General features: G+C 74.9%; 16 protein-coding genes. 10 read left to right on the plus strand and 6 right to left on the minus strand.

Annotated features, from left to right (window positions below; translation table 11 throughout):
• Window positions 1–67 precede the first annotated feature (67 nt).
• Window positions 68–667 carry an ArsR/SmtB family transcription factor gene (locus IF01_RS0104480; RefSeq protein ID WP_244215418.1) on the minus strand — a complete coding sequence of 200 codons (600 nt, stop codon included), beginning with the start codon at window positions 665–667 and terminating at the stop codon, window positions 68–70.
• Between the two features lie 551 nt (window positions 668–1,218).
• Between IF01_RS0104480 and def the strand changes: the two genes are divergently transcribed.
• The 6 genes from def (at window position 1,219) to paaE (ending at window position 6,176) form a co-directional block, all read left to right on the plus strand.
• Entirely contained in the window at window positions 1,219–1,857 is a 639-nt protein-coding gene (gene def, locus IF01_RS0104485; RefSeq protein WP_037779030.1) for a peptide deformylase, read from the plus strand.
• Between the two features lie 296 nt (window positions 1,858–2,153).
• A complete protein-coding gene (gene paaA, locus IF01_RS0104490) occupies window positions 2,154–3,215 on the plus strand; it encodes a 1,2-phenylacetyl-CoA epoxidase subunit PaaA (protein WP_208624278.1) in 1,062 nt (353 codons plus the stop codon).
• Window positions 3,212–3,505: a 1,2-phenylacetyl-CoA epoxidase subunit PaaB gene (gene paaB / locus IF01_RS0104495; protein ID WP_030391930.1), complete on the plus strand. Its 294-nt coding sequence runs from the start codon at window positions 3,212–3,214 to the stop codon at window positions 3,503–3,505. Before paaA ends, paaB begins: the two co-directional genes overlap by 4 nt.
• 17 nt (window positions 3,506–3,522) lie before the next feature.
• A complete protein-coding gene (gene paaC / locus IF01_RS46665; protein ID WP_030391931.1) occupies window positions 3,523–4,404 on the plus strand; it encodes a 1,2-phenylacetyl-CoA epoxidase subunit PaaC in 882 nt (293 codons plus the stop codon).
• A gap of 5 nt (window positions 4,405–4,409) precedes the next feature.
• Window positions 4,410–4,952 carry a 1,2-phenylacetyl-CoA epoxidase subunit PaaD gene (paaD, locus tag IF01_RS46670; protein ID WP_244215420.1) on the plus strand — a complete coding sequence of 181 codons (543 nt, stop codon included), beginning with the start codon at window positions 4,410–4,412 and terminating at the stop codon, window positions 4,950–4,952.
• Between the two features lie 99 nt (window positions 4,953–5,051).
• On the plus strand, window positions 5,052–6,176 hold the full coding sequence (paaE, locus tag IF01_RS0104510) for a 1,2-phenylacetyl-CoA epoxidase subunit PaaE (protein ID WP_030391933.1): 1,125 nt from the start codon (window positions 5,052–5,054) through the stop codon (window positions 6,174–6,176).
• Window positions 6,177–6,232: 56 nt separating this feature from the next.
• Here paaE and IF01_RS0104515 read toward each other — a convergent pair whose 3' ends face one another.
• Both IF01_RS0104515 and IF01_RS0104520 read right to left on the minus strand, forming a co-directional pair.
• Window positions 6,233–7,456 carry an NAD(P)-binding domain-containing protein gene (locus IF01_RS0104515; RefSeq protein WP_078879705.1) on the minus strand — a complete coding sequence of 408 codons (1,224 nt, stop codon included), beginning with the start codon at window positions 7,454–7,456 and terminating at the stop codon, window positions 6,233–6,235.
• 192 nt (window positions 7,457–7,648) lie between these two features.
• On the minus strand, window positions 7,649–8,023 hold the full coding sequence (locus IF01_RS0104520) for a YbjQ family protein (RefSeq protein ID WP_030391935.1): 375 nt from the start codon (window positions 8,021–8,023) through the stop codon (window positions 7,649–7,651).
• A 147-nt stretch (window positions 8,024–8,170) separates the two neighbouring features.
• On the opposite strand from IF01_RS0104520, the gene IF01_RS43545 reads away from it, so the two are divergent.
• A complete protein-coding gene (locus IF01_RS43545; protein WP_051740178.1) occupies window positions 8,171–9,103 on the plus strand; it encodes a hypothetical protein in 933 nt (310 codons plus the stop codon).
• Between the two features lie 134 nt (window positions 9,104–9,237).
• Complete coding sequence (locus IF01_RS0104530; RefSeq protein WP_051740179.1) at window positions 9,238–9,915, plus strand: aminoacyl-tRNA hydrolase; 678 nt, start codon at window positions 9,238–9,240, stop codon at window positions 9,913–9,915.
• Between the two features lie 39 nt (window positions 9,916–9,954).
• On the opposite strand, the gene IF01_RS0104535 is transcribed toward IF01_RS0104530, so the two are convergent.
• Both IF01_RS0104535 and IF01_RS0104540 read right to left on the minus strand, forming a co-directional pair.
• The gene (locus IF01_RS0104535; protein WP_051754914.1) at window positions 9,955–10,758 is read right to left on the minus strand and encodes an ABC transporter permease; all 804 of its coding nucleotides are present in this window, start codon (window positions 10,756–10,758) and stop codon (window positions 9,955–9,957) included.
• Window positions 10,755–11,663 carry an ABC transporter ATP-binding protein gene (locus IF01_RS0104540; protein WP_030391939.1) on the minus strand — a complete coding sequence of 303 codons (909 nt, stop codon included), beginning with the start codon at window positions 11,661–11,663 and terminating at the stop codon, window positions 10,755–10,757. The genes IF01_RS0104535 and IF01_RS0104540 overlap by 4 nt, the downstream gene beginning before the upstream one ends.
• Before the next feature lie 170 nt (window positions 11,664–11,833).
• Between IF01_RS0104540 and IF01_RS0104545 the strand changes: the two genes are divergently transcribed.
• Both IF01_RS0104545 and IF01_RS0104550 read left to right on the plus strand, forming a co-directional pair.
• Window positions 11,834–13,162 carry a sensor histidine kinase gene (locus IF01_RS0104545; protein ID WP_030391940.1) on the plus strand — a complete coding sequence of 443 codons (1,329 nt, stop codon included), beginning with the start codon at window positions 11,834–11,836 and terminating at the stop codon, window positions 13,160–13,162.
• Window positions 13,159–13,824 carry a response regulator gene (locus IF01_RS0104550; protein ID WP_030391941.1) on the plus strand — a complete coding sequence of 222 codons (666 nt, stop codon included), beginning with the start codon at window positions 13,159–13,161 and terminating at the stop codon, window positions 13,822–13,824. The genes IF01_RS0104545 and IF01_RS0104550 overlap by 4 nt, the downstream gene beginning before the upstream one ends.
• 69 nt (window positions 13,825–13,893) lie before the next feature.
• On the opposite strand, the gene IF01_RS0104555 is transcribed toward IF01_RS0104550, so the two are convergent.
• Complete coding sequence (locus IF01_RS0104555; protein ID WP_030391942.1) at window positions 13,894–14,967, minus strand: ABC transporter ATP-binding protein; 1,074 nt, start codon at window positions 14,965–14,967, stop codon at window positions 13,894–13,896.
• Window positions 14,968–14,971 lie beyond the last annotated feature (4 nt).

Raw genomic sequence — 14,971 nt, forward strand, 5'->3', positions numbered from 1 at the left:
ACCGTCGACGGACAGCCGACGGCGGTCGACGGCTGGCAGATTGTGAAATCTGTCAGCCGTCGGCCGTTCAGTGCGTCCCGGCTTCCCCTCCGGTGTCCGCGAGCAGCGGGAAGAGCCGGGTGACCGCCGCGACGGGGCGGGTCCCGGTGTGCGGTTCGCGCTGCCGGTAGGGCGCGAGCAGGGCGCGGACGGCGGCGCCGAGGTCGGCGAGTTCGTCGCTGGTGAGGTGCAGGACGTCGCTGGAGGTCTGGTCCCGCTGCCATTCGGCTGGCGCGGCGGACCGGTTGGCGAGCCAGTGGCGGTAGCTGCCGTCCTCCAGCTCGGTCGCCAGCTCGGGCGTCAGGTCGCTGCCGGTCCGGCCGGCTCCCGGCGTACCCGACTCGGGAGGCATCAGCGACCCCTCCCATCGCAGCCGCCACGGACGGGAACGGCCGTCCACGGTCGGCGCCTCCTCGACCAGTCCGTACCGGGCCAGCTGCCGGAGGTGGAAGGAGCAGGTTCCGGAACTCTGGTGGATCATCTGCGCGGCCTGGTTCGCGGTGATGCTGCCCCACTCGGCGATCAGGTCGAGCAGTGCGGCGCGGACCGCGTGCTGCGGCAGCGGCCGGGAGGGCGCCCCGGTCTGGAGGGCGGCCGGTTCGGCGGGAGTGTTGTTGTGGATGGTCACTTTGCAAAGCCTCCGCTTTGCAAAGTTCTTTGGCAAGTCCGGATCGCACGATCCGTGGCCGGGCCAGTGTTTGCCATGCATGCACGGCCACCAGTGGCGTGCGCGGGGGCGCTCGCGACCGCCTTCCCACACTTTGCAAAGTGCACACTTTGCAAAGTGTGGGAGAGTGACGAGCAGTGGAGCCGACGCCGGATCGCCGGTGCCGGCTCCTGCGCGCCACGGTGCCGCATCGGGCACCGTGGCGCGGAGAACGCAGCAACCCAGCAGTGCAGCAACCCGGCAATGCAGCAACCCAACAACGCGGCAGCGCAGCAGCCCAACAACGCAGCAACGCAGCAACGCAGCAGCGCAGCAGCGCAACAACGCGGCAATGCCGGAACCCGGCCCTGCAGCAACCCGGCAGCGCAGGAGTGCGGCACGCGGGACTGCCGGACCGCAGTGGCACGGAAGCCGCAGGCATCACGGAGGGGGAGAAGAGCATGGCGCGACGCGAGTCGGTGGAGCGGGCTGAGCGGGCGGGGCGGGTGGAGCCGGTCCGGGGGCAGGTGAGGGTGCAGGGCGAGGTGCGGGCGTCCTACCCGGAGGTGCCGCCGGAGGCGTTGCGGGGCGAGGTGCGGCGGGTCACCGTCGTCGGGGAGGACGTGTTGCACCGCCGGTGCCGGGACGTGGCGGAGGAGGAGTTCGGCACGCCCGCGCTGGCGCGGCTGGTCGACGACATGTTCGCCACCATGCGGGTCGCCGAGGGGGCCGGGCTGGCCGCGAACCAGGTCGGCGTCGACCTCCAGCTCTTCGTCTGGGACTGCTTCGACGAGGACGGCGTCCGGCACGTCGGCCACATCCTCAACCCGGTGCTCGACGAGTTGCCCGCCGGGGCGAGGCGGCTGGTCGAGGCGGAGGAGGGTTGTCTCTCCGTCCCCGGTCCGTACGCGGTCCTGGCCCGGCCGGACCGGGCGGTGGTCCGGGGCCGGGACCTGGACGGCCGGCCGCTGGTCGTCGAGGGGAGCGGCTACTTCGCGCGCTGCCTCCAGCACGAGGCCGACCATCTGGGCGGCGGCCTCTACATCGACCGCCTCGCCGCCCGGGAGCGGCGCGCGGCGCTGCGTCGCATGGAGGAGCGCAAGGCGGAGGTGTTCGCCGGGCGGGCCGTTCGCGCCGAGGAGCTGGCCGCCCTGCGCCGGGCGTCGGCCTGACCCGGGCCCTCCGCGCCGTCGGCGGGTGACCGGCGGGTGACCGGCGGGTGACCTGCGGCGACGCGGTCCACTCGGCCGGGCCCGAGCCCCCAGGGGCCCGGGCCCGGCCGCTGTCCGTCCCGGGACCGCCTTGCCCGTCCCCGAGTCGCCGCCCCGTCCCCGGGTCCGCCGCCCCGACATCGGCGGTGCTCCCTTGTCAGTCGACCGTCCCACCGCGCACAATGGTACCGACCGAACGGTCAGTCGGTTGGCGGCCCGCCGACGGGTGGGGACACAGGCAGCGAAAGGGGACCGTGGTGACAGCAGAGGTGGCCGAGCGGCCCGGGGCATCGCCCGAGGAGGCGTTCGAGGCCGTCATCGCCGCGGAGCAGCGCATCGAGCCCCGCGACTGGATGCCCGACGCCTACCGGGCGACCCTCGTCCGCCAGATCGCCCAGCACGCCCACTCCGAGATCATCGGCATGCAGCCCGAGGGCAACTGGCTCACCCGGGCCCCCTCCCTGCGGCGCAAGGCGATCCTGCTCGCGAAGGCCCAGGACGAGGCCGGCCACGGCCTGTACCTCTACGCCGCCGCCGAGACCCTCGGCGTGGACCGCGCCGAACTCACGGAGAAGCTGATCTCCGGCCGCCAGAAGTACTCCTCGATCTTCAACTACCCGACCCTCACCTTCGCCGACGTCGGTGTGATCGGCTGGCTGGTCGACGGCGCCGCGATCTGCAACCAGGTCCCGCTCTGCCGCTGCAGCTACGGCCCGTACGCGCGCGCCATGGTCCGGATCTGCAAGGAGGAGTCCTTCCACCAGCGGCAGGGCTACGAGCTGCTGATGACGCTGATGCGCGGCACCGAGGCCCAGCGGCGGATGGTCCAGGACGCGGTGGACCGCTGGTGGTGGCCGTCGCTGATGATGTTCGGCCCTTCGGACGCCGCCTCGCCGAACACCGCCCGTTCGATGGCCTGGCGGATCAAGCGGCACACCAACGACGAGCTGCGGCAGCGCTTCGTCGACATGACCGTGCCGCAGGCCGAGCACCTCGGCGTCACCCTCCCCGACCCCGGCATGAGCTGGAACGAGGAGCGCGGCAGCTGGGACTTCGGCGAGCCGGACTGGTCGGAGCTGAACCGGGTCATCCAGGGCCAGGGCCCGTGCAACGCCCAGCGGGTGGATCGGCGGCGGGCCGCCCACGAGGAGGGCGCGTGGGTGCGCGAGGCCGCCACCGCGTACGCGGAGAAGCGTCGCGCCGAGGCCGGCGCGAGCGCCGGGACGGACGCGAGTACCAGGACGCACGCGGCTACGGCGACAAACGCGGCTGCAGAGCCGGACGCCGGTACGAAGACGGAACAGGAGAACGGAAAGTGACCGAGTCCAAGGCCGGCTGGCCGCTCTACGAGGTGTTCGTGCGCCCCCGGCGGGGCCTGAACCACGTGCACGTCGGCTCCCTGCACGCGGCCGACGACCGGATGGCGCTGCTCGCCGCCCGCGACCTCTACACCCGCCGCAACGAGGGCGTCAGCCTCTGGGTGGTCCGCTCCGACGCGATCACCGCGTCCACCCCGGACGAGCGCGACCCGTTCTTCGCGCCCAGCGGCGACAAGGTCTACCGCCACCCGACCTTCTACGACATCCCCGAGGATGTCCCGCACATCTGACCGGGAGCAGCCGAACCATGACCGACGACCACGTGTACCTGAGCCTCGCCGAGGCGTCCCCCGAGCCCGAGGGCGAGGGCCGCTGGGCGTACGGGACGGGCTTCGCCGACCCGCTGCTCGGGGTGGACACCGCCGTCCCGCCCGGGCTGGACGGGGCCGACCTCGCGGCCTACTGCCTCATGCTGGGCGACGACGCGCTCGTCCTCTCCCAGCGCCTCATCGAGTGGTGCACCCGCGCGCCCGAACTGGAGGAGGAGGTCGCGCTCGCCAACCTCGGCCTCGACCTCCTCGGCCAGGCCCGCCAGCTGCTCACCCGGGCCGGGCAGGCGGACGGCTCCGGGCGGACCGAGGACGACCTGGCGTACTGGCGCGAGGAGCACGAGTTCCGCAACGTCCGCCTGGTCGAGGCGCCGAACGGGGACTTCGCGTACTCGATCGCCCGCCTGCTGCTGTTCTCCACCGTCCGCGGCGCGCTGTACGAGGCGCTGGCCGGGCACGCCGACCCGGTGCTGGCGGCGGTCGCGGCGCGCGGGGTGAAGGAACTGGCGTACCACCGCGAGTACGCCACCGCCTGGACGCTGCGGCTCGGCGACGGCACCCCGTACTCGGCCGAGCGGATGCAGGCCGGTCTGGACGCGGTCTGGCCGCTGCTGGAGGAGCTCCTCACCGCGCACCCGGTCGAACTGCGGGTCGGGGTGGACCCGGCGACGCTGCGCGAACCGGTGCTGCGCTCCCTGGCGGCGGTGCTGGCGGAGGCCGGGCTGGCCGTGCCGGACGTGCCGGGGCTGGCGACCGTCGGCGGCCGGGCGGGCCGGGACGGGGTGCACAGCGAGGCCATGGGCCTGCTGCTCGCCGAGCTGCAGGTGCTGGCCCGCGCGCATCCGGGCGCGACGTGGTGACGGCCGTGGCCGGGGAGCGCGCGTCGAGCGGGGCCGCCTGGGCGGTGGCGGCCGCCGTGCCGGACCCGGAACTGCCGATGCTGACCCTGGCCGACCTGGGTGTGCTGGCCGAGGTCGAGGTGGCCGGGGGTCCGGAGGAGCCGGTGGTGACCGCCTGGCTCACCCCGACCTACTCGGGTTGTCCCGCCGTCGCCGAGATGGCCGCCGATGTGGACCGGCGGCTGCGCGCGGCCGGGTTCGCGGACGTCCGGGTCCGGCTGCGGCTGGACCCGCCGTGGTCGACCGACCTGATCACCCCCGAGGGCCGGCGCAAGCTCGCCGAGGCCGGGATCGCCCCGCCGCGACCCGGGGGCGGCGCGGCCGGCAGCGGCGGCGCCACCCTGCTGAGCCTCGGCCCGACCCGGGTCGCGGCCGCCGCGCCCGTCGCCTGCCCGCTCTGCGGCGGTACCGACACCGAGGAGCTGTCCCGCTTCGGCTCCACCGCGTGCAAGGCGCTGTGGCGCTGCCGCGAGTGCCGCGAGCCTTTCGAACGCGTCAAGGAGATCTGAATGGCCGCCGTCCCACCAGCCGTTCCGTCGGCAGTCCCGGCAGTCCCGTCGGCCCCGCCGTCGGCAGAGCCGACCGTGGCAACCACGCCGACCGCGCCGCTGTCCGCCGCGCCGTCGTCTGCCGCGCCGTCGCCTGTGCGCCCGGCCCGCCGGCCGGCGTTCCACACGCTGCGGATCGCCGCGGTGGAGCGGCTCTGCGACGACGCCGTCGCCGTGACCTTCGCGGTGCCGGACGGGCTCACGGAGGCCTTCGCGTTCCGGCCGGGGCAGACGCTGACGCTGCGCCGGGTGGTGGACGGGGTCGACGAGCGCCGCTCGTACTCGATCTGCGCCCCCGTCGGCGGCCCGCTGCGCATCGCCGTGCGCGAGGTGCCGGGCGGCCTGTTCTCCCGCTGGCTGGTGCGGGACGCCGGGCCCGGGGAGGAGGTCGAGGTGCTGACGCCGTCCGGCCTGTTCACCCCCGACCTCGGCGAGCCCGCCGACCATGTGCTGCTGGCCGCCGGTTCCGGCATCACGCCGATGCTGTCCATCGCCGCCTCCGTGCTGGCCGCCGACCGCGCCTCCACCGTGACCCTGCTCTACGGCAACCGCCGCAGCGACACCGTGATGTTCGCGGACGAGCTGGCCGATCTGAAGGACCGCTACCTGGGCCGCTTCCAGCTGGTCCACGTGCTCTCCCGGGAGACCCGGGACGCCGAACTGCTCAGCGGCCGGCTCGACCCGGAGCGGGTCGAGGCCCTGCTGCGGGCGCTGGTGGACGTGCCGGCGGTCGGCCACTGGTGGCTCTGCGGGCCGTTCGGGATGGTCACCGGGGCGAAGGAGCTGCTCGGCGGGCTGGGCGTGCCGACCGAGCGGGTGCACCAGGAGCTGTTCCACGCCGAGGACGAGCCGATCGGCGAACGCCCCGACGACATGCCGGGCGCGGCGGACGGTGCCGAGGGCGTCGAACGCAGCGAGGTCACCGTCGTCCTGGACGGCCGGGGCAGCACGCTCAGCCTGCCGCGCGACCGGTCGGTGCTGGACGGCGCGCAGCGCTCCCGGCCGGACCTGCCGTTCGCCTGCAAGGGCGGGGTGTGCGGGACATGCCGCGCCCTGGTCACCGAGGGGGAGGTGTCGATGCGGCGCAACTTCGCCCTGGAGGAGAAGGAACTGGCGGCCGGTTACGTCCTCACCTGCCAGGCCCGTCCGGTGACGGACCGGGTGACGGTCGACTTCGACCGCTGACGGGCGACGGACGAGCCGCCGCACCTGCTCGGGGCGGTGGCTCGCCCGTCCAGGCGCTACCCGGCGGGCACCGCGACCCCGGCCGACTCGAGCCCGGCCGATTCGACGCCGGCCGACTCGACCCCGGCCGGGTCGACGCCGGCCGGGTCGCCGAGCAGCGCGACGATCTGGTTGACCGCCGCCCGGCCCGCGCGGTTGGCGCCGACGGTGCTGGCGGACGGCCCGTAGCCGACCAGGTGGACCCGGGGGTCGGCGGTGGCCCGGGTGCCGATCAGGGCGATGCCACCGCCGGCGGAGCGCAGGCCGAGCGGGGCGAGGTGGCCGACCTCGGGGCGGAAGCCGGTCGCCCAGACGATCGCGTCGACGGCGAGTTCCTCGTCCCCCCAGGCGACCCCGTGCTCGGTGAGGCGGTCGAACATCGGCCGGCGCCGCAGCGCGCCCAGCTCCTCGGCGCGGCGGTAGGCCACCGACGGTCCGAGCCCGGTCACGCTCACCACGCTGCGCACCGGCAGCCCCTGGCGGACCCGCTCCTCGACCTTGGCGACCACGGCGCGCCCGTACTCGGGGGTGAACGGCCCGGCGTGGTACACCGGCGGGGTGCGGGTGACCCAGACGGTCTCGCCGACCGCCGCGACCTCCGACAGCACCTGGATCGCCGAGGCACCGCCGCCCACCACCAGGACCCGCTTGCCGGCGAACTCCTCCGGCCCCCGGTACGCGGCGTAGTGCAGCTGCCGCCCGGCGAACCGGCCCGGGTAGTGGGGCAGGAAGGGCCGGGTCCAGGTGCCGGTGGCGTTGATCAGGGCCCGGGCCGACCAGGTGCCGGAGTCGGTCTCGACCACCAGCCGGGCGTCGGGCCGCGCCGATTCCGAGCGCACCGCCAGCACCTTGACCGGGCGCACCACCGGGAGCGTGTGCTGTGCCTCGTACGCCGCGAAGTACCCCGGGACGACCTCGCGCGCCGGTGCGTTCGGGTCGACGTCGGGCAGTTCGACGTCGGGCAGGTCGTCGAAGCCGTGCACGGTGGCCATCCGCAGCGAGGGGGACCGGTGGGCCCAGGCGCCGCCGGGGGCGTCGTCGGCGTCGAGGACGACGAACCCGCCGCCGCCGGTGCCGTCGGCCTCGCCCGCTCCGCTGCCTCCCGCTGCCGCTTCGCGGTAGGGGGCGAAGCCGCGACGGCGCAGGTGGTAGGCGGCGGACAGGCCCGCCTGGCCCGCGCCGATCACCACGACGTCGACCCGGCGGACCGGGTCGGAGTTGGTTGCACCGTAAACAGTCACGCCGGTGAAACATCCGGTGCGCGGCGAGTGTTCCCGGCCGCCGCCGGGCCGGGAACACGGCCGCGCGTCGGCGACGTCCACCGCAGTGACCGGACCGGGCCGGACGGGACCGGGCCGGACGGGAGCGCCGACGGGGCCGGGCCGGGTCAGACCTCCCCGGCTCAGGCCGTGGCCGGGTCAGACCTCCCCGGCTCAGGCCGTGGCCGGGGAGATCACCACCGCGGTCCCGTACGCGCAGACCTCCGTGCCCGCGTCGGCCGCCTCCGTCACATCGAAACGGAACATCAGCACCGCGTTCCCGCCGCGCGCCTTGGTCTGCTCGACCAGCCGCTCCATCGCCTCGTTCCGGCTCTCCACCAGGGTCTTGGTCAGACCGCGCAGCTCGCCGCCGACCAGCGACTTCAGCGAGGCGCCGATCTGGCTGCCGATGTGCCGGCTGCGCACCGTCAGACCGAAGACCTCGCCGATCACATGGTCCACCCGGTAGCCGGGGATGTCGTTGGTGGTCACTACCAGCACCTGGGCGTCCGGGCGCTGCCCGCCGCCGTACTCGTCGATGTTCGCCATGTCGCCCATCCTGCGGGCGCTTCGACGCCGTCGGACAGAGGCGCGCGGGGGCGCGACCGGGAGAAGGCGGAGCAGTGACGGCGAGAACGCGAAGGGTAGCCGGAACAGACCGGTGATCGGACGGCCGAAAGGCCGTACCGTAGCCCCATGGGCGAGCGAAGCGATCATCCACAGGGGCCGGGCGCGGCGGAGGACTCCGGCGCGCAGGAGATCGAGGCGACGGTGGTCCTGGGACTGCGGATCACGAACTGGCCGGCGCTGCGCGCCGCGGCCATCGCGGCCGTGGAGGAACTGGACTTCGACGGCGTCGATCCGGCCGGGCAGCGCCGTGAACTGCTGCGCGAGGTGGCCGAGGACGCCAACGCGGCACTCGGCGCACTGCTGCACCCGGACCGGCTGGTGGCCGCGATCCCCGGGGTCGAGGCGGTCGGCGGCACGCTGGAGATCAGCGTCACCGAGGACTTCGCGCCGGACTTCGCCGAACTGTTCCCGCTGGACGGCGACGAGGAGGACGGCGGCAGCTCGGCGGGCGACTGGACGCTCACCCCGCGCACCGCGTGCCTGCTCCACGCCCAGCTGCTCGGGCTGGCCGACGCCGCCTACGACGACCTCGACGAGCACGAGGACGAGCCGGTCGCCGACGGCGAGGAGGCGGACTGGACGGTGTTCGGCAGGCTGCCGCAGCGCACTTGGCGGCTGCACCGCAGCTGGCGCCGGGCGATGGCCCGCACCTTCGACGACCTCGCCGACGACCTCGCGCTCGGCGAATGGCCGCTGCCGCGCTGCCTGGCCGAGGAGATCGCGCTGCGGATGGCCCTGGTCGACGCCCGGACCCTGCTCGGCGCGCAGCCCGAGTCCGTCGCCGACATGATGGGCGACCTGCCCGCCGACCTGTACGACTACGACTGGGACGGCTGCCACGACGAGCTGTTCGGCGTCTACGGGCCGGACGACGGCGATCCGGAACTGACCGCGGAGCAGCGCGCCGAACTGCTGCTCACCGCCACCCACCCGGAGGGCTGGTTCCTGAACTACGACGACGCGGAGGAGCGGGACGCGCAGCGCGGCTACCGCCGCTGACCGCGAGCTGCCTACCGGTGCCCGGCGCCGATGACCGGGGCCGGGCGCCGGGAGCCCCGCGGTGATCGCCCCGGGGCGGGGGCTGGCATGCTGGACGGGTGACCTCACCGTTCGACGCCCCCGTCCCAGACCCGATGCCCGAGGACCGCGACGCCCGGCAGCAGTACGTGCTGCCGCTGGTGGTCCGCATGGAGCGCGCGACGCCGCCCGGGCGGACCGACGCGCTGGAGACCTCGGCGCGGGCGGTGCTGACCCTGCTGAACGACCCGCGGGTGGTCGAGCCGGAGGGCGAGTGGGCGGAGCGGGTGCTGGCCTGGGAGGACGCGCGGATCCGCAAGGTGGTCCGGCGGGCGCGCGGCGGCGAGTGGCGCCGGGCCGGCGAGCTGCCCGGCATCACGGTGACGGGCGTGGAGGCGGAGGTGCGGGTGTTCCCGCCGGTTCCGCTGGACGGCTGGCCGAAGGAACTGGCCAAGCTCCAGGTGTCGGGCACCGACCTGGAGGAGACCGGTCCGGTCGGCGCCGCGACGCCGGGCGTGCCGGTCCTGTGGCTGAACCCGGAACTGGAGATGAGCGCCGGCAAGACGATGGCGCAGACCGGCCATGCCGCGCAGCTCGCCTGGTGGCGGCTGGACGACGCCCGGCGCAAGGAGTGGGCGGAGAGCGGTTTCGCGCTCGCCGTCCGCACCGCGACGCCGCAGGCGTGGGCGGAACTCGTGGTCGGCGGACTCCCGCTGGTGCAGGACGCCGGCTTCACCGAGATCGCCCCCGGGAGCTGCACCGTGGTGGCGGACCACCCGGCGCTGCGCGGCTGAGAAGGGCGCCCGCCGCCGCCCCGCCCCGGCGGCACGGTGTCAGACCTCCTGGCGGCGCAGGCTGCGTATGCCGGCCCAGGTCGCGGCGGCTGCCCACAGGGCCATGATCAGCAGGCCGGTCCAGTGCCCGTACGCCACCTGCGGGTCGTCGCGGTAGAGCAGCGCGTACTGGCCGGCCCGGTCGGGCAGGAACTGCACGGCGTGGCGCACGACCGGGACGCCGGACAGCAGCGGGGAGAGCAGGAAGACGACCGGCAGCAGCAGGCCCATGGCCGCGGTGAGATTGCGCAGGACGGCGGTCAGCCCGAGGCAGAACACCACCAGCAGGACCGGGTAGAGCACGCCCGCCGTGGCACTGCGCACGAGGGCGGGGCCGTCCCAGACCTCCGGCACGAAGGCGGCGTAGCCGGTGAACGCCCCGGCCGTACCGAGCAGTCCTACGGCGAGGGCGACGGCCGCGCCGAGGGCGAGCTTGGCGCCGTAGAGGCGGCCGCGGTGCGGGACGGCCGTCAGCGAGAGGCCGATCATGCGGGTGCTGAACTCCTGGCCGAACAGCAGGACGGCGAAGCAGACCAGCGCCGCCTGGCCGAAGTTGAGGCCGTAGTGGATGCCGACGCCCGGGTCGGAGGTGATGCTCTCGTCCTTGTCGCCGAGAGTGGCGGCGACGGCGGTGGTGAACCCGACCGTGAGCAGCAGGCCGATCAGCGGGGTGATCCAGAGCGAGCGCAGGGTGGTGAGCTTGATCCGTTCGGCGCGCAGGGCAGCGGGGAGCAGCGAGCCGGTCACGGCCGTCGTCGCGGTGGTCGTCGTAGTGGTCGTTGCGGTGGTCGTCGCGGTGGTCACGCGGCCACCGCCCGGTACTCGACGCTGTCGGCGGTCATTCGCATGAAGGCTTCCTCCAAGGAGTCCTGTTGGACGGCGATCTCGAACAGCACCACGCCGTCGGCGGCGGCCAGGGCGGCGACGGACTCGGCCGTCGCGCCGGTGACCTCCCACGCGCCGTCCGCCGCGGGTTGTGCGTCCAGGCCCGAACGCAGCATCAGCGCGGCCAGCCGCACCGGGTCGACGGCCCGCACCCGGATCCTGGTCCGGCCGTGGCGGTCGATGAAGTCGGAGGTCGCCGCATCCGCCAGCAGTCGGCCCCGGCCGATCACCACCAGGTGGTCGGCGGTCAGGGCCATCTCCGTCATCAGGTGCGAGGAGACCAGCACCGCCCGGCCCTCGGCGGCCAGTCCGCGCAGCAGGGTGCGGATCCAGCGGATGCCCTCCGGGTCGAGGCCGTTGACCGGCTCGTCGAGCATCAGCACCGGTGGATCGCCGAGCAGTGCCGAGGCCACCCCGAGGCGCTGGCGCATGCCGAGCGAGAAGCCGCGGATCCGCCGCCCGGCCGCCGCGGTCAGGCCGACCCGGTCGAGCACCTCGTCGACCCGGCGGTCCGGCAGGCCGTTGCTCGCGGCCAGCCAGCGCAGGTGGCCGCGGGCCGTGCGGCCGCCGTGCAGGGCCTGCGCGTCGAGCAGCGCCCCCACCCGCAGCAGCGGTCGGTCGAGTTCGGCGTAAGGGCGGCCGTCGACCAGGGCCCGGCCGGCGGTCGGGCGGTCGAGGCCGAGAATCAGCCGCATGGTGGTGCTCTTCCCGGCGCCGTTGGGCCCGAGGAAGCCGGTCACCACCCCGGGGACCACCTCGAAGTCGAGCCCGTCCACCACTCGTGCCCCGCCGTACTCCTTGGTGAGACCCTCCACCTTGATCACGACCGTCCTCCGTTCCTTCGGTGCTTGGTGCTTCTGTCCTTCGGTGCTTCTGTGCTTCGGTGACTCCATGGGACCGCAGCCCGGGGGTCCGGCGGATCCCGCCCGGGAGGGGATCCGCCTCCCTCCCGAGAGGGAGTTTGCGCGGGACCCTGGCCTGGCAGGATGGCGCGATGCCCCGAATACTCGCGCCCCTGTTGAGCGCCGCCACCTACGCGCGCTGGCTGCACCTGGTGATCGGTCTGGTCTTCGTCGGCGTCGTGCTGATGGTCTATCCGGGCATCGAGGGGTGGAGCCGGGGCGAACTGCTGGCGCGGGCGGTGCCCGTGGACGCCGCGCTGCTGGGGCTGGCCGCGCTGGTGCCCGCGATGCGGCGGGCGGAGGGCGTTCAGGCGCGGTTGCTGCTGGTGCCCGACCGGGAGCAGGACATCGCCGTCGAGCCCTCCCGCGGCTGGGCCGACCGGCGGCGGACGGCGGCCTGGCTGGTCGGCCGGGTGGTCCTCGGCGGGCTCGTCGGCTGGGCCTCGCTCCTCGTGCCCACCGCCGTCTTCGACCTGGTCGCGCGGCCGGAGCAGGCGGTGTTCGGACTGCGGACGGGTGGTGCGGGCGGGGCCGGCGGGCCGGGCTGGGCGCCGCTGCTGGCGCCGCTGCTGCTGTTCGCGCTCGGCTGGCTGGTCGTCTGGGCCGGGCGGCTCCAGCTCGCCATGGCGGTACGGCTGTTGGGGCCGTCCCCGGCGGAGCGCCTGGCCGCCGCCGAGCTGCGCGCCGAACGCCTGCTGGAACGCAATCTGCTGGCGCGCGAGCTGCACGACTCGATCGGCCACGCGTTGACGGTGACGGTCCTCCAGGCCGGGGCGGCGCGCGAGGTCGGCGACCCGGTGTTCGCCGCCAAGGCGCTGGAGGTCATCGAGGAGACCGGCCGGCGGGCGATGGACGACCTGGAGCGCACGCTCGCCCTGCTGCGCGACCCGGGCGACCCGGGCGACCAGGGCGACCCCGCTGACCAGGGCGACCGAGCAGACCGGGGCGCACCGGGTGCCCCGGGGCGCGGCCCCGACGGCGACCAGGACGCGCGGGAACGGCCCGGGATCGACCGGCTCCCCGCCCTGTTCGAGACCGCAAGGGCGGCCGGCAGCCCCGTCGAGGCCCGGCTCGACGTCCCCTCCGGCGCCCTCCCCGGGGTGCTCTCCCGCGAGGGCTACCGGATCGTGCAGGAGGGCGTCACCAACGCCCTCAAGTACGCGCCGGGGGAGCCGATCAGCGTCCGGATGGCCCTCCGGGACGGCAGCCTGGAACTGCGCTGCGCCAACGCCCTCCGCCCGCAGTCCGCCCGTTCCCACGGCGGCGCACCGGCCCGGTCGGGCAGCTCACCGCGCCGGGGCGGCAAGGGGCTTCGGGGCATCCGCGAACGGGCCGTACTCCTGGGCGGCGAGGCCACGGCCGGCGCCGAGTCCGGCGAGTGGGTGCTGACCGTTCGGGTACCCCTACGCTTGGGCGGGTGACGATCGACATTCTGCTGGCCGACGACGAGGAACTCGTTCGGGCCGGCCTGCGGGTGGTCCTGGAGGCGCAGGGCGACCTGCGGGTGGTGGGGGAGGCGACGGACGGCGCGGAGGCGATCGCGCTCGCCCGCCGACTGCGCCCGCACGTGGTCCTGATGGACGTTCGGATGCCCGGTCTGGACGGCCTCGCCGCCACCCGCGAACTGGTCCGCGACGCCGCCGCGCCGGGAGGGTACGCGCCCAAGATCCTGGTCGTCACCACCTTCGAGATCGACGACTACGTCTACCAGGCGCTGCGGGCGGGCGCGGACGGCTTCCTGCTCAAGCGCACCCGGCCGAGCGAGATCGCCCAGGCCGTACGGCTGGTGGCGGCCGGCGAGTCACTGCTCTTCCCCGCCCAGATCCGTCGGCTCGCCGCCGCCCAGGGCAACGCGACGGCGCGCGGCACGATGGCCCGCGCCGCCCTGACCGAGCGCGAGGCCGAGGTGCTGCGCCTGGTCGCGCGCGGGCTGACCAACGGTGAGATCGCCGAACAGCTCTTCCTCGGGGTGCAGACGGTGAAGACCCACGTCAGCAGCCTGCTGGCGAAGCTCGGCGCGCGGGACCGGACCCAGGCGGTCATCCTCGCCTACGAGTCGGGCTTCGTGACGCCCACCGAGTGACCACCCGAGGCGTCGGCGGCCGGGGGCGGCAGGAGCGCGGGCCGGGGCCGGGGCCGGAACCGGTGGCGTTCAGGCCGGATAGGCGTGCGTCTGGGCGGCCTTGACCGCGGCCCAGACCGTCGAGCCCCGCGCCAGGCCCAGTTCGGCGACCGCCGCCGGGGTGAGGTCGGCGGCCATCGGAACGGCGCCCGTCAGATCGGCCCGCACCTGGTCGCCGTGGAGGTCGAGCCCGTTGACCGTCAGCTCCCAGACATTGCGAGCGCTCCCCTCCGGCCGCGAGCGGTGCAGGACGACGGCGGACGGCGGGAAGGCGACGAAGACCGGACCGGACAGGTCCTCGTCGGTGGTCAGCACGGCGCCGTCCGGCAGCGTCACCCGGTGCCCGGCCGAGGTGCCCCGGTAGAGGTTCAGCCCGACCAGCCGGGCGATGTAGTCGGTGCGCGGCCGCCGCGCGATCTCCGCCGGGAGGCCGGACTGCACCTCGCGGCCGCCCTCGATCACCACCAGCCGGTCGGCCAGCACCATCGCGTCCAGCGGATCGTGCGTCACCAGCACCGCGACCGCCTCGAACTCGTCCAGGTGGCGCCGCAGCTGCGCCCGCACGTCGAGCCGGGTGCGGGCGTCCAGGGCGGCCAGCGGCTCGTCCAGGAGCAGCAGCCGCGGCCGGACGGCGAGCGCCCGGGCGAGCGCCACCCGCTGGGCCTGCCCGCCGGACAGCCGGGCCGGGCGGGCGGCGGCGTGCTCGGCCAGGCCCATCCGCTCCAGCCAGCCGGCGGCCTCGGCGCGTGCCTCGCGCTTGGAACGGCCCCGGCAGCGCGGGCCGAAGGCGACGTTGTCGAGGGCGCTCAGATGCGGGAACAGCAGGTAGTCCTGGAAGACCACGCCGACCGGACGCTCCTCGGCGGGGGTGTGCAGCCGCTGGGCCGGGTCCTCCAGGACGTCGCCGTCCAGTCGCAGGTGGCCGGCGCCGAGCGGCAGCAGTCCGGCCAGCGCGCGCAGGGCGGTGGACTTCCCGGCGCCGTTCGGGCCGAGCAGCGCGACCACCTCGCCGGGGGCGGCGGTGAGGGCGAGGTCCAGGGTGTAGGCGGCGCGGTCGACCCGCAGCCGGGCGTCCAGACCGGCGGCGCCGGGGTGGGAGGTCATCGGC

This window comes from Kitasatospora purpeofusca (genome assembly GCF_000718025.1).
Classification (GTDB): Bacteria; Actinomycetota; Actinomycetes; order Streptomycetales; family Streptomycetaceae; genus Kitasatospora; species Kitasatospora purpeofusca.

Coding starts and splice junctions, on each gene's coding strand:
- paaC (WP_030391931.1), top strand. CDS start 3,523: ATGACCGACGACCACGTGTACCTGAGCCTCGCCGAGGCGTCCCCCGAG.
- IF01_RS0104520 (WP_030391935.1), bottom strand. CDS start 8,023: ATGGCGAACATCGACGAGTACGGCGGCGGGCAGCGCCCGGACGCCCAG.
- IF01_RS43545 (WP_051740178.1), top strand. CDS start 8,171: ATGGGCGAGCGAAGCGATCATCCACAGGGGCCGGGCGCGGCGGAGGAC.
- IF01_RS0104530 (WP_051740179.1), top strand. CDS start 9,238: ATGCCCGAGGACCGCGACGCCCGGCAGCAGTACGTGCTGCCGCTGGTG.
- IF01_RS0104545 (WP_030391940.1), top strand. CDS start 11,834: ATGCCCCGAATACTCGCGCCCCTGTTGAGCGCCGCCACCTACGCGCGC.
- IF01_RS0104555 (WP_030391942.1), bottom strand. CDS start 14,967: ATGACCTCCCACCCCGGCGCCGCCGGTCTGGACGCCCGGCTGCGGGTC.